17 protein-coding genes are annotated in these 14,663 nt (G+C 65.8%); 12 read left to right on the top strand and 5 right to left on the bottom strand.

The window, feature by feature from the left end; all coding sequences use genetic code 11:
* Positions 1–4 precede the first annotated feature (4 nt).
* Genes LH407_RS13390 through holA form a run of 3 tightly spaced genes read left to right on the top strand, consistent with a single transcriptional unit; the run spans position 5 to position 3,901 of the window.
* Positions 5–589 carry a ComEA family DNA-binding protein gene (locus LH407_RS13390; RefSeq protein ID WP_322133485.1) on the top strand — a complete coding sequence of 195 codons (585 nt, stop codon included), beginning with the start codon at positions 5–7 and terminating at the stop codon, positions 587–589.
* Positions 586–2,889, top strand: coding sequence for a ComEC/Rec2 family competence protein (locus LH407_RS13395; protein WP_322133484.1), 2,304 nt, complete (start codon positions 586–588; stop codon positions 2,887–2,889). Before LH407_RS13390 ends, LH407_RS13395 begins: the two co-directional genes overlap by 4 nt.
* Before the next feature lie 10 nt (positions 2,890–2,899).
* Positions 2,900–3,901 (top strand): DNA polymerase III subunit delta, encoded by a 1,002-nt coding sequence (gene holA / locus LH407_RS13400; RefSeq protein ID WP_322133483.1) that lies wholly within the window; start codon positions 2,900–2,902, stop codon positions 3,899–3,901.
* 72 nt (positions 3,902–3,973) lie between these two features.
* Here holA and rpsT read toward each other — a convergent pair whose 3' ends face one another.
* Together rpsT and LH407_RS13410 are read right to left on the bottom strand one after the other, a co-directional pair.
* Positions 3,974–4,234 (bottom strand): 30S ribosomal protein S20, encoded by a 261-nt coding sequence (gene rpsT / locus LH407_RS13405; RefSeq protein WP_322133482.1) that lies wholly within the window; start codon positions 4,232–4,234, stop codon positions 3,974–3,976.
* An 87-nt stretch (positions 4,235–4,321) separates the two neighbouring features.
* Positions 4,322–5,035 carry an alpha/beta fold hydrolase gene (locus tag LH407_RS13410; RefSeq protein WP_322133481.1) on the bottom strand — a complete coding sequence of 238 codons (714 nt, stop codon included), beginning with the start codon at positions 5,033–5,035 and terminating at the stop codon, positions 4,322–4,324.
* Between the two features lie 96 nt (positions 5,036–5,131).
* Here LH407_RS13410 and LH407_RS13415 point away from each other — a divergent pair, with 96 nt between their 5' ends.
* The 6 genes from LH407_RS13415 to LH407_RS13440 all read left to right on the top strand — a co-directional run bounded on the left by LH407_RS13415 (position 5,132) and on the right by LH407_RS13440 (position 10,183).
* Complete coding sequence (locus LH407_RS13415; RefSeq protein ID WP_322133480.1) at positions 5,132–5,455, top strand: DUF4190 domain-containing protein; 324 nt, start codon at positions 5,132–5,134, stop codon at positions 5,453–5,455.
* 45 nt (positions 5,456–5,500) lie between these two features.
* Positions 5,501–6,661, top strand: coding sequence for a pyridoxal phosphate-dependent aminotransferase (locus LH407_RS13420; protein ID WP_322133479.1), 1,161 nt, complete (start codon positions 5,501–5,503; stop codon positions 6,659–6,661).
* Positions 6,662–6,721: 60 nt separating this feature from the next.
* A complete protein-coding gene (lepA, locus tag LH407_RS13425; protein WP_322133478.1) occupies positions 6,722–8,572 on the top strand; it encodes a translation elongation factor 4 in 1,851 nt (616 codons plus the stop codon).
* A gap of 5 nt (positions 8,573–8,577) precedes the next feature.
* The gene (locus LH407_RS13430; protein ID WP_322133477.1) at positions 8,578–9,045 is read left to right on the top strand and encodes a hypothetical protein; all 468 of its coding nucleotides are present in this window, start codon (positions 8,578–8,580) and stop codon (positions 9,043–9,045) included.
* 32 nt (positions 9,046–9,077) lie between these two features.
* A complete protein-coding gene (locus LH407_RS13435) occupies positions 9,078–9,551 on the top strand; it encodes a hypothetical protein (protein ID WP_322133476.1) in 474 nt (157 codons plus the stop codon).
* A gap of 140 nt (positions 9,552–9,691) precedes the next feature.
* Positions 9,692–10,183, top strand: a complete 492-nt coding sequence (locus tag LH407_RS13440; RefSeq protein WP_322133475.1) for a hypothetical protein — start codon at positions 9,692–9,694, stop codon at positions 10,181–10,183.
* 186 nt (positions 10,184–10,369) lie between these two features.
* Here the strand turns inward: LH407_RS13440 and LH407_RS13445 are convergent, their stop codons facing one another.
* A complete protein-coding gene (locus tag LH407_RS13445) occupies positions 10,370–11,212 on the bottom strand; it encodes an NAD-dependent epimerase/dehydratase family protein (protein WP_322133474.1) in 843 nt (280 codons plus the stop codon).
* Between the two features lie 179 nt (positions 11,213–11,391).
* Here LH407_RS13445 and LH407_RS13450 point away from each other — a divergent pair, with 179 nt between their 5' ends.
* From LH407_RS13450 to hemW, 3 genes are read left to right on the top strand one after another with little or no spacing between them, the layout of a single operon-like run.
* Positions 11,392–12,069: a DUF1990 family protein gene (locus LH407_RS13450; protein WP_322133473.1), complete on the top strand. Its 678-nt coding sequence runs from the start codon at positions 11,392–11,394 to the stop codon at positions 12,067–12,069.
* A gap of 57 nt (positions 12,070–12,126) precedes the next feature.
* A complete protein-coding gene (locus LH407_RS13455) occupies positions 12,127–12,597 on the top strand; it encodes a nitroreductase family deazaflavin-dependent oxidoreductase (RefSeq protein ID WP_322133472.1) in 471 nt (156 codons plus the stop codon).
* Entirely contained in the window at positions 12,597–13,820 is a 1,224-nt protein-coding gene (gene hemW / locus LH407_RS13460; protein WP_322133471.1) for a radical SAM family heme chaperone HemW, read from the top strand. Before LH407_RS13455 ends, hemW begins: the two co-directional genes overlap by 1 nt.
* A gap of 3 nt (positions 13,821–13,823) precedes the next feature.
* Here the strand turns inward: hemW and LH407_RS13465 are convergent, their stop codons facing one another.
* Together LH407_RS13465 and LH407_RS13470 are read right to left on the bottom strand one after the other, a co-directional pair.
* Positions 13,824–14,204, bottom strand: a complete 381-nt coding sequence (locus LH407_RS13465) for a DUF4870 domain-containing protein (RefSeq protein WP_322133470.1) — start codon at positions 14,202–14,204, stop codon at positions 13,824–13,826.
* A gap of 57 nt (positions 14,205–14,261) precedes the next feature.
* Positions 14,262–14,627 carry a DUF4870 domain-containing protein gene (locus tag LH407_RS13470; protein WP_322133469.1) on the bottom strand — a complete coding sequence of 122 codons (366 nt, stop codon included), beginning with the start codon at positions 14,625–14,627 and terminating at the stop codon, positions 14,262–14,264.
* Positions 14,628–14,663 lie beyond the last annotated feature (36 nt).

Genomic DNA, 14,663 nt, shown 5'->3' on the forward strand with positions numbered 1-14,663 from the left:
AGGGATGGATGCCCCTCCTGTCGAACCGCGCACGCGGTTTCGGGTGGGGGTGGGTGCGGTGGTTGTGCTCGTGCTCGTGGGCCTCGGCTGTGCAATCCTTTTGTCCACGCTTCTCCCGCGTTCGTCGACGTCGTCGACCATCGCACCGGCGCCTACAGGGCAGTACGACGAGACGACAGGTGTCGCAATCCTCGTACACGTGCTCGGTGCTGTGAGCACACCGGGTCTGTACGAGCTACGCGAGGGCGACCGGGTTGTCGATGCCGTCACCCTTGCCGGTGGCTTCACGGCGGATGCCGATCAGGGTGGAGTCAATCTGGCGCGCCCCGTGAGTGACGGCGAGCAGCTTGTTGTTCCTCGTGTCGGTGAGGTTGCCGCCGATGCCCCTGCCGGGGACGGCAAGGTCAACCTCAACACGGCTGATGCGGCCGCGCTAGACACGCTTCCGCGAGTGGGCCCCGCGATGGCGGAGCGCATCATCGCGTGGCGCGACGCGAACGGCGGGTTTCGTGCGATCGAGGATCTTTTGAACGTGTCGGGCATCGGCGACGCCACGTTCGCCGGGATGAAGGATCTGGTCTCCGTGTGAAGCCCATCGACCTGCGGCTTGCGATCCCGGCGGCGGTGGGCTGGGCGTGCGCCATCGTGCTCGTCGGATTGCCCGAGCTCGCGTGGATTTCAGCACCCGCGCTGTGGGCACTAGCCGGTCTCCTCGTCGCTGCCTCTTTCCGATGGCGGGTGATCGCTGTGGTGGCTCTCGCTGTTCTCGCGGCAGCCGTGTGCAGCACCGCCATCGCGGTGCAGCACCCGGAGAGGCAACCAAGCGAGCTGGTGAAGGCCGCCGGGGAGAGCCTTCATATCGACCTTCGGGTGGAGGCGACGGAGGTTGTTGTGCCCAGCGCACGAGCGTGGGAGGGACGCCTCATCGAGGCCGATGCACTCGCGTACTCGGTGCCCGTCATCGTCTTCGGCGCGACACCCTCGGAGCGGACCGATATCGGCACCGTCGTCTCCCTCGGCGGAACTCTCGAACTCGCCGAGCCCGGCGACGATCGTGCGTTTGTCGTTTTTCCGGTCGGACCGGCGGTGATCGAAACACAGCCGAGCGCAGCTATCGCGTGGGCGAATGGCCTGCGGGATCGCTTTCTCGCGGTAGCGGTCAGTCTGCCGGGCCCCGGTGGCGAGCTCCTCCCCGGGCTCGCCATCGGCGATACGACCGCCGTGAGCACAACGCTCGACGACTCCATGGTCACTAGCTCTCTCAGTCATCTCACCGCCGTTTCCGGGGCCAACTGCGCCGTCGTGATTGGTCTCATCATGCTCGTCGGCGGTGCGCTCGGCCTCCCGCGCGCGGCACGGATCGGGTTGTCGCTCGCTGCCCTCGTGGGGTTCGTGATACTCGTCACGCCGCAACCGAGTGTTCTTCGCGCCGCCACGATGGCAGCGATCGTGCTCGTGCTTCTCGGAGTTGGCAGGCCCGTTCGCGGGCTGCCCATTCTCTCCCTCGCCGTGATTGTTCTCCTCGCCGTCGACCCTTGGCTTGCTCGCTCCTACGGGTTCGCTCTGTCCGCGCTCGCAACGGCTGGGCTTCTGCTGCTGGCAGGCCCGCTCGCCGAGCGTCTGAGTCGATGGATGCCACGGCCGCTGGCCCTCGTCATTGCCGTGCCGACCGCCGCCCAGTTCGCCTGCCAACCGGTCATCGTGCTGCTGGACCCGTCGCTCCCGCTCTACGGTGTTGTCGCCAACATCCTCGCGGCGCCCGCGGCCCCGGTCGCGACGATCGTCGGAATGGTTGCGTGCCTCGTGCTCCCGGTGCTGCCTTCACTCGGTGGGGCGCTCTGTTGGATTGCGTGGCTGCCGAGCTCCTGGATTGCCGCGGTCGCGGACTTTTTCGCTCGGCTGCCGGGCTCCCGGCTGCCGTGGCTCGAGGGCCTCCCTGGTGTCATCCTGTTGGGGCTTGTGAGTGCTCTCGCTGTGGCGGCCCTCCTTGGGGGTGCCCCGACCCGTCGGCGAGCGATCGCAGTGCTCGCGGCGTCAGCTCTCCTGTACACCGCCACGGTCGGCATCCAGCGGGCCGTGAGTGTGCTCGGTAGGCCGGCCGACTGGCAGATCGCGGCGTGCGATATCGGGCAGGGGGATGCCGTGGTGTTCCGCAGCGGCAGCGAGATCGCGCTCGTCGACACCGGCCCGGAGCCCGACAGGCTCGAGCGGTGTCTCGACGACCTCGGTGTTAGCAGGATCGACCTCCTCGTCCTCACACACTTCGACCATGACCACGTCGGTGGGGCGACTGCGGTTCTCGGTCGTGTCGACAGGGTCATCGTGGGACCGACGGGAGAACCGAAGGATGCCACGCTTCTGGACGCACTGCGCGAGGCGGGTGCGCGGGTCGAGGAGGTTCGTCGTGGCTCGTCCGGACTTCTCGGCGCGTGGCGCTGGAGTGTCATGTGGCCGGCGGGCGCGAGCGCCCAACCCGGCAATGCCGCAAGCGTTGTCACCCAGTGGGAGCCTGTCGAGCCGTGCCGCCCCCGATGCCTGAGTGCCATCATGCTCGGCGACCTCGGGGAGCAGGAGCAAACTCGATTGCTCGCGCTCGGGTCGCTCGCGCACCCCGACGTGGTCGGGGTCGCCCACCACGGGTCCGCCGACCAGGCTCCGCAGTTGTATCTGCGGTTGCGCGCCACGGTCGGGGTCATCGGGGTTGGCGCCGACAACGGGTACGGGCATCCCACCGAGGAGGCATTGGCTGCACTGGCAGACGCCGGGACAGCCGTGGAACGCACCGACCGCTCCGGGATGGTCATGGTGGCCACCGCCGAAGTACCCGGCCAACTCACCGTGTGGAGGCAACACTCCGGCGGCGACGGCGGCGACGGTGGAGGCGGCTAGGCTCGACGTCGTGGCAGCATCCAAGTCCTCGATTCCGGTGCTCCAGTGGCACCAGGTGCGGCCAGCGCCCGTTGTGCTCGTCACGGGGCCGGAGACCTTTCTCGCCGACCGTGCATCCCGCGCACTGCGCGACCTGCTGAAGACCGAGGACCCGAGCGTCGAGGTCAGCGACATCGCGGCCGACCAATACCAACCGGGCGAGCTCATGACACTCGCGAGTCCGTCGCTCTTCGCAGAACCCCGACTCATCCGCGTCGCCAACGTCGAGAAGAGCACCGATGCCTTTCTCGCCGAGACGATCGCCTACCTCGAGCAGCCAGCGGATGACACGTACTTGCTGCTGCGCCACGGTGGCGGGGTGCGCGGCAAAAAGCTCCTCGACGCGATCCGCGGGGGAGCGGGGGGCGGCATCGAAATCGCGTGCGCGGAGCTCAAGAAGGACACCGACCGCCACGACTTTGTGTCGGCCGAGTTCGCCGCGGCCGGGCGTCGCATCACGGCAACGGGCATCCGGGCCCTCGTCACCGCCTTCCAAGACGACCTGGCCGAACTCGCCGCGGCCTGCCAGCAGCTTCTCGCGGACTCGAGCGACGAGATCACCGAGGTCACCGTCGACAAGTACTACTCGGGCCGTGTCGAGACCAATGCCTTCAGAGTTGCCGACACGGCTATCGCCGGGCGTGAAGGCGAGGCGCTCGTGCTCCTGCGGCACGCGATCTCGACAGGTGCCGACCCCGTGCCGATCGTCGCTGCCTTCGCATCCAAGGTGCGCACCATGGCCAAGGTGTCGGGGGCGCGGGGTGGCGGGGGAGAACTCGCGAGGAAGCTCGGTATGGCGCCATGGCAGGTCGATCGCGCCCGCCGCGACCTTCAGGGTTGGACCGATGAGGGCCTCGCCAACACGATCACCGTGATCGCTGACACCGACGAGCAGATCAAAGGACTCGGTCGCGACCCCGTGTACGCCCTGGAACGCATGATCGCCGTCATCGCGCGCCGCGGAGATCGATAACCTCCGCACCACGCCATGACGGCGATCGGATGCTGTGGTGCCGCAGCGGAACGCTGAGCGGCGGGTCGCTACCTAGAGAGCGGCGACCTGGCTCGCGATGGACGACTTGCGGTTCGCGGCCTGGTTCTTGTGGATGACGCCCTTGCTGGCCGCCTTGTCGAGCTTCTTCGCGGCGAGCGCGAGGCTCGTCGCCGCTGCGTCCTTGTCGCCTGCGGCGATGGCCTCGCGGGTGGCGCGAACGGCGCTCTTGACCTCGCTCTTGACGGCCTTGTTGCGGTCCTGAGCCTTCTTGTTGGTCAGGTTGCGCTTGATCTGCGACTTGATGTTTGCCACGGAGTTACCTTACGTATCTGTTACGGGAATGAATATCGCGAGCTTCGACCTGCGAAACTGCGCGGAAGCCAAGGGTCAACGTTACCACTAGGCGGGCAGCGAGTCGAGCACATCGAGCAGGATGCGATCGAAGTCGTCGGGACGCGTGAGGCTCACCATGTGGGTCGCACCGCGCACGTGCAGTAGCCGTGCATCCGGTGCTGCGGCCGCGTACCGGCGCTCTTCGAGTCTGAAGTGGTCGAGTGTTCCATTCACGAGCCACACGGGCACCCGGATGCGGCGCAGTGAGGTCACCGGATCGAGTGCTGCCACCTCGCGCAGCGCGTCATCCATCACCTCCAGGGCGACGCCACCCCGGATGACGTCGTCCGCGAGCTCGGGGTCGCGCACCGCCGCGCGTACCGCCCAGTTGTTGAGGCCAAGACCGCGATCGGGGAAGGCATGGATCACACGAGCGGCGGCCCGCCACGCCCCGAGCACCGCGCGATACGGTCGCGTGCCGCAGCTCGCGGCGAGAAGCCCTTTCGCGCGCGAGGATTCGGCGCCACCGAGGTAATGGATCGACGTGTAGCCACCCAGCGAGAACCCGCACAGGAGCGGCGGATGCTCGGCTCGCGCCACCGCGTCGGCGACGGTCTGCACGGCACCGTCGAGGGTGAAGCGCTCCCGCATCCGGCTCCCGTGCCCAGGAAGGTCGACCGCGATCGCCTCGTGCCCGAGGCTCTCGAGCAGTTCGACCTGTCGCCGCCACATGGTCGCGGAGGTGCGAAGTCCGTGCACCAGAACAACCGACTGCGGCATGAGCCGATAGTAGGTGAGGGATATGGGGGTAGTCCCCGGGAAAGTCGGGGGTTACCCCGATGGTGCCGCCCCGCACGCTCTCCTAACGTGGATGACATGACTACAACTACTGCACCCGAAACTGTCGCCGCCGGCGCTGAGACGATCCCCGCTCCGACCACGACCGATACACCGGTCCTCAGCATCCTCGCGCTCGTCTCGGCACTGACCGGAATTATCTTCGGCCTCGTTGTGCCCCTCTCGATCGTCGCGGTTGTGCTCGGCATCCTGGGTCTCCAGCGCGAACCGCGCGGCCGCACCATGTCGATCTGGAGCATCGTGCTCGGTGCAGTCCCGTTCGCGTTCGGGATTCTCGCCGCGGTCGTCGGTCTCGCGTTTGTTGTGCCGTTCGGTCTGTTCTGGGCCTTCGGCGGGTTCTAACCCCGCAAATCTGAGCAACACGCCCGGCGTATTAGCGTTGCGTGCATGCCCTCCCTCGCGCAGCACATCCTCGCCGTTCCCGGCAGTGGGATCCGCCGCATCTACGAGATCGCATTGCGTCTGGACGACATCGTCATGCTCGCGGTCGGCGAGCCCGATGTGCCCGTCGCCCCCCACATCGCTGCAGCAGCGAAGGCAGCGTGGGATGCGGATGAAACGAACTACACCGCCAACGGGGGCATCCCACAGCTGCGCGAGGCCCTTGTCGACAAGCTCGCGCGGGAAAACGACATCCACGTGGAGACCGAGCAGGTGTGGGTCACCGCAGGAGCGACCCAGGGGCTGCACCAGGCCATGGCCCTCACGCTCGCGCCCGGCGACGAGGTTCTCGTCCCGGACCCCGGCTACACGACCTTCACCATGAACGCGCGCATGCTGGCCGCGGTGCCCGTGCCGTACCCGCTGCGGGTTGAGAACGGGTTCCTGCCGGACCTCGCAGAGCTCGACAGGCTCGTGACCGACCGTACGCGCGCGATCATCGTGAATTCGCCGTCCAACCCTTTGGGCACCGTGTTCCCTCGGGAGCTGCTCGTCGAGATCCTCGCGTTCGCGCGTCGACACGACCTGTGGGTCATCAGCGACGAGGTCTACGAGCACTTCGTCTTCTCGGGCATGCACGTGAGCATCGCCAGTCTCGACACCGATGATCGGGTGTTCAGCGTGTTCTCGTTCTCCAAGTCGTACGCGATGACGGGCATCCGGGTCGGATACCTCGTCACACCGCCGGGTCTCGCCGAGACGATGCGCACCGTGCAGGAGGCGTCGATCAGCTGTGTCACGAGCCCAGGGCAGCATGCCGCGGTCGCCGCGGTGACGGGGGAACAGCGTTACGTGGTCGATGCGCGCGAGCACTATCGCGCCAACCTCGCAGCGGCGACCGAGGCGCTGGATGCCCGGGGCATCCGCTATCTGGAGCCGGGTGGCACCTTCTACCTCTGGGTCGACGTGTCCCACGCGGCTCACGGCGACGTCGCCGAATGGGCCGAGGGCTTCCTGCTTGCCGAGCGGGTTGCGGTCGCCCCGGGGAGCGCGTTCGGGCGCTCCGGTGAGGGCTGGATCCGGTTGTGCCTCGCAGCCACCCGAGATGACGTGCTTGCGGGCATCCGGCGGCTCCCCGCGGGCCCCGCGTTGCCCACCGTGAAGTAGAGCCGCTGCCATCTCGTAAACTTGGTGCAGGCCACCGAAGGCCGACACGAGAGGTACGCGGTGAGTCCGAAAGCAATCAAGGCGTTGGCGCCTGCGTCGACCGATCCCGCGAGCATCCGCAACTTCTGCATCATCGCGCACATCGACCACGGCAAGTCGACCCTGGCCGACCGTATGCTCCAGATCACGGGGGTTGTCGCTGAGCGTGACATGCGCGCCCAGTACCTCGACCGCATGGATATCGAGCGTGAGCGCGGTATCACCATCAAGAGCCAGGCGGTGCGTATGCCCTGGAGCCTCGACGGTGGCACGTTCGCCCTCAATATGATCGACACCCCCGGTCACGTCGACTTCACGTACGAGGTCTCCCGCTCGCTCGCCGCGTGCGAGGGCGCGATTCTCCTCGTCGACGCCGCGCAGGGCATCGAGGCGCAGACCCTCGCGAACCTGTACCTGGCGCTGGAGAACGATCTGACGATCATCCCCGTGCTCAACAAGATCGACCTGCCGGCCGCCGACCCGGACAAGTATTCGCGCGAGATCGCGCAACTCATCGGCGGCGACCCCGACGACGTGTTGCGGGTCTCCGGCAAGACGGGCATGGGTGTCGAGGAGCTCCTCGACCGGGTCGTCGAACGTATTCCCGCCCCGGTCGGCGTGGCGGATGCGCCCGCCCGGGCGATGATCTTCGACTCGGTCTACGACTCCTACCGCGGCGTCGTCACGTACGTGCGTATGGTCGACGGCAAGCTGAACCCGCGCGAACGCATCCAGATGATGTCGACCAAAGCCACCCACGAAATCCTTGAGATCGGTGTCTCATCACCCGAGCCCACGCCGAGCAAGGGCCTCGGCGTCGGCGAGGTCGGGTACCTCATCACGGGCGTGAAGGACGTGCGCCAATCGAAGGTCGGTGACACCGTCACGACCCAGTCGAAGCCGGCGACCGATCCGCTGCCGGGATACACGGATCCGCTGCCCATGGTGTTCTCGGGCATTTATCCGATCGATGGGAGCGACTATCCCGATCTGCGTGATGCCCTCGACAAGCTGAAATTGTCGGATGCTGCGCTCAACTACGAGCCCGAAACATCCGTCGCTCTCGGCTTCGGCTTCCGCTGCGGGTTTCTCGGTCTGCTCCACCTCGAGATCATCACGGAACGTCTGCGGCGCGAGTTCAATCTCGATCTCATCACGACGGCACCGAGTGTTCCGTACGACGTGACGACGGAGGACAAAAAGACAGTGCGCGTGACGAACCCGTCGGAGTACCCGACGGGCGCGAAGATCGCCGAGGTACTCGAGCCGATTGTGAACGCCTCGATCCTCGCGCCCAAGGATTACGTCGGCGCGATCATGGAGCTATGCCAGTCGCGCCGCGGCACCATGAAGTCGATGGACTACCTCGGTGAGGACCGCGTCGAACTCAAGTACACCCTCCCGCTCGGTGAGATCGTGTTCGACTTCTTCGATCAGCTGAAGTCGAAGACCCAGGGATACGCCTCCCTCGACTACGAGCCCGCAGGCGAGGCACCCGGCGACCTCGTGAAAGTCGACATCCTGCTCCAGGGCGAGACGGTCGACGCCTTCAGCGCGATCGTGCACAAGGACAAGGCCTACGCCTACGGCACGATGATGGCCGAGCGCCTGCGCAAGCTCATCCCGCGCCAGCAATTCGAGGTGCCCATCCAGGCGGCCATCGGTTCGCGCATCATCGCGCGTGAGAACATCCGCGCGATGCGCAAGGACGTTCTCGCGAAGTGCTATGGCGGTGACATCACCCGCAAGCGCAAGCTCCTTGAAAAGCAGAAAGAGGGCAAGAAGCGCATGAAGATGGTCGGTCGCGTCGAAGTGCCTCAGGAAGCCTTCATCGCTGCGCTGTCGGGTGACGTCGAGGAAAAGAAGAAGTAGCGGCGATGCCGAGTGACGAGCCGAGCCTTGTGCTGCAGCCGCTCCTCGTCAGCCGAATCGCGGGCCTGGTCTTTTTCCCACTCGCGCTTTTGCCACTCTGGATCGTTTTCGTCTGGAATGTTCCGCCAAGCCCCGAGTTGGTTTTATCCCTCGCTGTGGCACTCTTCTTCGGGGTGCTCGGGGTGCGAAACTGGCGGTGCGCCGTCATCCTGCGCGACCGTTCGATCCGAATTCGCGGCATCGCCTGGAGCAGGACTATTGACCGCTCTGCAGTCGTGGGTCCCACAGAGTTTTCCTGGCTGGCCTGGCGTTCGCCTAGCGGCAAGAATCGCGTCAGTCCATTGGTCGCGCTGTGGGTTCCCGCGCAGGCTTTTGCACCATTTCATGACCACGCGCATCGGTGCCTCGACATCGTACGCGCGTGGTGCAACGGTTCCTCTGTCACAAAACTTCGTCGTACCGCTGACCGTTGAACGGGAATGCCGATGACGCCGGCCAGTTGGTGATGCGAGAAACAACGCCGCAGGTCCTGGGCCAGATCCCGTGGCTGCGTCCCGCCGCGTTCATTCCGGGCGGAGCTCTTGTCGCCGCAGGCGTCGCCCTGGCGTTCAAGGTCCCATTCGCGTGGGAAAGCGTCATGGTCTCGGGGTTCTTCGCCGCCGTGGGGACCGTTCTCTCGCTGCGATTCTGGCGCATGTGCGTCATCCTTCACGAGGATCGAATCGTCATCCGGGGCTTTCTGTGGAGCCGCACGGTGCCGCGAGATCGTGTCACGGGGCTTTCTCCGTCGCGTTGGCTTATCTCCCGGACGAGGAACGGGCGGCCGTGGGTGACCCCGATCACCGTCTTCTGGAACTTCGGTCCCGCCCCGCTATGGTTTGAGTCGCACAACGGGGCAGCGATGATCAGGATCCGTCACTGGATCGAGCGTCGCCCGGCCAGGCCGCCGCAGCACAGGGGAGACGGACTGCCCGACTAGCGCGCTAGTTTGCGCATCGGGCGCTCGACCGGAGGTGCCGCGGCCTGCGCAAAGTACGGCGCGAGGTGGCGCTAAGCTCCGCACGAGCCGAATCGCTCTGGTGGGGCGAAGCTCTGCCGAAAACAGGGGAGTATGAGGGAATGTACTTCTACTACGACGTCACGGGCCCCGGTTGGGCGCGCGCGACCGTCGCAGACGACGCGTCGCACGTCGAGCTAACCGCTTCATACCTAGGTGACGCCTTGGGTGGCCTTCTTGCGGCTGTTGGGCAGTTGTTGGAGGGAGCACAGGAGGCTCGTTGCTCATGGTTCGAGGAGCCGGGCGAGTCCCGCTGGATCTTTGAGCAGAGCGAGGTGGGAACTCGCGTGCGGATTCTCGCGTTCCCCGACGATGTTCAGCAGGCTGAAGACGGCTCCATCGCGGTCGGCGACGATGGGCATGCGATGCCCATGCCCGATAGCGTTGGCAAATGCATCTTCGAGACGGATCAGCGCACGAAGGTTCTCGCGTCGGCGATTATTGACGGCGCCCAGGACGTGCTCGAACGCTACGGCCTCAAGGAATATCAGAAACGCTGGATCGAGAACCCATTTCCCGAGGCCCATCTTGCGTTAGCGAAGGGACTTCTCTAACTGAAGTCGCTCCGATAATGGGGCCAGCTCTCGTGCTCGCGCTGTCAGGCCTTCTCCGGACCTCGCCACTGCGCGGCTACAGCTGGTGCAGTAGTTTGCGTATGGTGTGGTGGTTTACGCGTCGCGCGATGGATGCGGGCTACCGCGGGTTGCGCAAACTACCGCGCGACGTGCACCGCGCCGCGGTTACGCGTCGCGCCAGCTGTAGCGCGGCTCGTAGCCGAGCACACGTCGCGCCTTCGCGATCGAGAGGAGCGTGTCGTGCTCGCCGAGGTCGCCGCGCACCTCGACGCCCGGGAACATCTCTGCGACGAGTGACTCGTTGGAGCGCTCCATCACGGTGTCCGCCGCAGCGATGATGAACATGTCGAACCCGGGTCGCGAAAGCTCCAGCGCCCTCAGTACGGCCTGTGCGCCGTCTCGTGCGTCGATGTAACCCCAGAGATTCCACTTCCGGATGCTCGCGTCATCCTGCCACGCGGAGAAGCCTGCGTAGTCCTCCGGCGACATGACGTTCGAGAACCGCAGCGCAGTGATGGAGAGTTCGGGGTCCCAGCGCACGAGCTTGCGCTCGAGTTCCTCTTCGAGGTGCTTGGTGAGCGAGTACGTGGACTCCGGGCGCGTGTCGTACTCCTCGTCGACGGGGATGTACGGCGGGGGAGTCTCGAACGGGAGCCCCAACACGGTCTCGCTGGAGGCGGTCACGATGCGTTTGATGCCAGCGCGGCGGGCCGCCTGCAGCACGTTGTAGGTGGAGAGCATGTTGTTGCGGAAGGTCTCGGCATCCGGCGCCAGCCCCGGGGCCGGGATGGCGGCGAGGTGCACGAGAGCGTCGAACCCGTTGTGCCGGTCGTCGAGCCCGTGCAGTACATCGACCACCTGCCCGTAGTCGGTGAGGTCGACGACGACGGATGTCTCGCTCCGTTCGCCCACCCGATCGATCGAGAGCACCTCGTGCCCGCTCTCGCGCAGGTACGTCACGACGGCTCGACCAAGTTTTCCGTTGCCTCCGGTTACGGCGATTCTCATACCGCCAGTCTGACAGGGAACGGGGTACGCCGTTATTCAGATGGGGTACGCTCGGCAACCGATCTCGGGTTCGTAACGAAAGTAACCACAGACGCCATTTCCCGAACTCGATCATTCGTCGACCTCGATAGTGTTTAGGGGCCCAGCACAACGGCGTGGTCAAGCGGAGGAGGTGTGTCATGGGGGACTCCCAGCTGTGGAAGCAACCGGTGACGTACGCCGCGATCGGCGCCACTCAGGCCGAGGATCTTTTGCGGTACCCGCCCCGCGGGTACCGTCCGCTGGTCCGCAGAGCGCGCATCGGTCACGGCACGAGACGTTTCGAGTTCGCCTGGACGGAGACGCTCAGTTGGGGCATCCAGAGGCGCAGCGGTTTCGACGTCGAGATTGCTGACACCCCGCCGGAGGTCACCGCCCAGGCCTATGTTCCTATCGCGTTCGACGACGCGGGGGAGCCGGTCGCACCCACCCGTTCGGGCGCGATGACGTTCGGGCCGGACGGCACACCCTTCCTCGTGCCTGGTGACAGCGCGGTCCTGCGCATCCCGATGGTCGGTCTATCGGCCATCAGCTCAGCGGTCCGCGTGGTGTATGTCATCGATGAGCCGAACCGCAAGGGCTTCGGCTACGGAACGTTGCGCGGCCACCCGGAGAGCGGCGAGGAGTCATTCATCGTCGAGCAGTTCCCGGACGGCTCGGTGTGGTTGACGATCACGTCCCTCTCTCGTCCGTCTGCCTGGTACTGGTGGATGGTTTACCCGATCCTCCGGGCCTTTCAGGAGATGTTCACGCGCCGCTACCTCAAGGCGCTAGCGGGACCCCTGGCAGACGGTCTCAGTCCCGAGCTCGAGGGCTAGCCGGGTTCGTCGACCGGTGGTCGAGTATGGCCGGCGTCCTCGTCGACAATGGATGACATGAACCGCACCGTGCGCGCAATGACCGCTGCTCTCATGCGCAGCCCGGTGCGTCACGTGCTGCGCCCCGTCATCACTCCGGTGGATCGCGCACTCTTCCGAGTTTCGGGCGGTCGCTGGAAGCTCAGCGCGCCCATGATCCCGTCTCTTGTGCTTTTTGTGACCGGTGCGAAGTCGGGCATCCGTCGGGAGATTCCGCTCATGTGTTTTCCGCAACACGACGGGTCGTGGTTCATCGCCGGCAGCAACTTCGGAAGTGAACGACACCCGGCCTGGAGCACCAATCTCATCGCCAACCCGGACGCGGAGGTGCACTACCGTCGATCTCTCCAGCCCGTTCGCGCGCGACTGCTGAGCGCGCAGGAACGCGAGGCGGTGTGGCCGGAGCTCGAGGTGCAGTGGCCGCACTACCGCGACTACGAGAAGACAGCTCATCGGGACATCCGTATCTTCCATCTGGAGCCGCGCTGATGCCGGGCGCGTTACCCCTCGGCGAGCCGGCCCCGCGCGACGGATCGCTGCCAGAGTCCGTTGCTGTGGGGTCGGATGCTCGGCAGTTCGGTGTCTACGTGCATGTTCCGTTTTGCCGGGTGCGATGTGGCTACTGCGATTTCAACACCTACACGGGCGAGGAGTTGCGGGGAGCACGAAGGGAGGACTACGCCTCCGAGGCTCTCGCCGAGATGCATCTGGCGGCGGGAGTCCTGGAGCGTGCGGGTGTTGCACGACGCACGGCATCCACGGTGTTTTTCGGTGGCGGAACGCCGACGCTGCTCCCCGCGCACGATCTGGTCCGCATGCTCGACGGCGTCCGCCAGGAGTGGGGGATCGACGACGCTGCGGAGGTCACGACCGAGGCGAACCCCGACTCGGTGGATTTGGCGTATCTCGAGCAGCTGGCGGCCGGCGGTTTCACGCGTGTGTCGTTCGGTATGCAGTCGGCGGTGCCCCACGTGCTGGAAACCCTCGATCGCACCCACGACCCCGACCGCATCCCGCTCGTTGTGCAGTGGGCTCGGCAGGCTGGGCTGGATGTTTCGCTCGATCTCATCTACGGAACACCGGGGGAGTCAATCGACGACTGGCGCACCTCCCTCGAGTCCGCCCTCGCGCAGCGCCCCGACCACCTGTCCGCCTACGCGCTCATCATCGAAGACGGCACGAAGCTCGCGGCCCAGATTCGTCGTGGTGTCGTAGCGTCCCCCGACGACGACCTTCAGGCCGACATGTACGAACTCGCGGATGCCATGCTGGGCGCGGCCGGCTACGCGTGGTACGAGGTCTCGAACTGGAGCGCGGGCCCCGGCCACGAGTCACGCCACAACTTGGCGTACTGGCAGGGCCAGGACTGGTGGGGTGTCGGCCCCGGGTCACACAGCCACGTTGGCGGTGTGCGATGGTGGAACGTCAAACATCCCGCTGCCTATGCCGACAGGATCGCGGCAGGAGAGTCTCCAGCGGCGGGCCGCGAAGTCCTCGACGGCGAGACTCGGTACCTGGAGGACGTCCTGCTTGCTTCGCGAATTCGTGACGGTCTGTCGATCGATCGGCTCGAGTCGTCTTCGCGCGCTGCCGTCGCAGGGCTCATCGCGGATGGGCTCATCGACGGGGCGGCGGCGATCGCCGGGCGTATCACCCTGACGCTCGCCGGCCGCCTGCTCGCCGATGCCGTGGTGCGTCGATTGACGCAGTAGGCGTCAGCTGACGAACTTGATGGCGAGCGGGTACACGTACGGGCGACCCTGATTCGCGGCGATCGCTGCGATGATGCCGAACACGATCGTGGCGATCCATGCGGCCAATAGCAGCAGCAGCCCAACGAGGATGAGCGAGAGCACCCACCCGGCGACGTAGGCGATCACGATCGTGATCTGGAAGTTCAGTGCGGTCGCGGTGTGCTCGCGAATGAACGGCCCACGATCCTTCAGGAGCAGGTACCCGATGAGCGCGGGAAGGAAACCGAAAAGGATGCCACCGATGTGTATGAGGGTGGCCCAGAGTTTTTCATCGCTCGGGCTCAGCGGCTGAACGGTCTGGTAGGGGTTGGCGGGCGGCGGTGGAGGCGTGATGTCGGACATGCCGCCATTAAAGCAAGGTGCCCGGTGTCATCGACACCGGGCACGCCACGTGGGCGACTACTTGATGAGGCGAATCGCGAACGGGTAGCGGTAGCTTCCGCCAGCGTTGACCTTCGTGAACGCGATGATCGAGAAGATGATCGACACAACCCACGCTGCCAAGGAGATCAGCGTGCCGATGAGGATGATCGAGAGGATCGCACCCACCACGTAGGCGAAGAGGATCGTGATCTGGAAGTTGAGCGCTTCCTTGGCCTCGACGTTGGTGACCGGTCCGCGGTCCTTGAACACGAGCCAGATGATGAGAGCCGGCAGGAAGCCGAGGATGCCACCGAGGTGAGCGAAGGATGCCCACTGCTTGTCCTCGGCCGGGGTCAGCGGCGCGGCCGGGGTGGGGGCAGCGGGGGGAGGAGTCTGGGTCATGGCGGATTCGTGCCTTTCCTGAGAAGGGGGTGTGAG

Source organism: Antiquaquibacter oligotrophicus (assembly GCF_020535405.1).
Lineage (GTDB): Bacteria > Actinomycetota > Actinomycetes > Actinomycetales > Microbacteriaceae > Rhodoglobus > Rhodoglobus oligotrophicus.

What these genes read in the sequence shown, in the direction of transcription:
- LH407_RS13455 (WP_322133472.1), top strand. Translation starts at nt 12,127, where the DNA reads ATGAACCGCACCGTGCGCGCAATGACCGCTGCTCTCATGCGCAGCCCG.
- LH407_RS13435 (WP_322133476.1), top strand. Translation starts at nt 9,078, where the DNA reads ATGCGAGAAACAACGCCGCAGGTCCTGGGCCAGATCCCGTGGCTGCGT.
- LH407_RS13470 (WP_322133469.1), bottom strand. Translation starts at nt 14,627, where the DNA reads ATGACCCAGACTCCTCCCCCCGCTGCCCCCACCCCGGCCGCGCCGCTG.
- LH407_RS13420 (WP_322133479.1), top strand. Translation starts at nt 5,501, where the DNA reads ATGCCCTCCCTCGCGCAGCACATCCTCGCCGTTCCCGGCAGTGGGATC.
- LH407_RS13445 (WP_322133474.1), bottom strand. Translation starts at nt 11,212, where the DNA reads ATGAGAATCGCCGTAACCGGAGGCAACGGAAAACTTGGTCGAGCCGTC.
- hemW (WP_322133471.1), top strand. Translation starts at nt 12,597, where the DNA reads ATGCCGGGCGCGTTACCCCTCGGCGAGCCGGCCCCGCGCGACGGATCG.
- LH407_RS13465 (WP_322133470.1), bottom strand. Translation starts at nt 14,204, where the DNA reads ATGTCCGACATCACGCCTCCACCGCCGCCCGCCAACCCCTACCAGACC.
- LH407_RS13430 (WP_322133477.1), top strand. Translation starts at nt 8,578, where the DNA reads ATGCCGAGTGACGAGCCGAGCCTTGTGCTGCAGCCGCTCCTCGTCAGC.
- LH407_RS13415 (WP_322133480.1), top strand. Translation starts at nt 5,132, where the DNA reads ATGACTACAACTACTGCACCCGAAACTGTCGCCGCCGGCGCTGAGACG.
- LH407_RS13450 (WP_322133473.1), top strand. Translation starts at nt 11,392, where the DNA reads ATGGGGGACTCCCAGCTGTGGAAGCAACCGGTGACGTACGCCGCGATC.
- LH407_RS13440 (WP_322133475.1), top strand. Translation starts at nt 9,692, where the DNA reads ATGTACTTCTACTACGACGTCACGGGCCCCGGTTGGGCGCGCGCGACC.
- LH407_RS13390 (WP_322133485.1), top strand. Translation starts at nt 5, where the DNA reads ATGGATGCCCCTCCTGTCGAACCGCGCACGCGGTTTCGGGTGGGGGTG.
- LH407_RS13410 (WP_322133481.1), bottom strand. Translation starts at nt 5,035, where the DNA reads ATGCCGCAGTCGGTTGTTCTGGTGCACGGACTTCGCACCTCCGCGACC.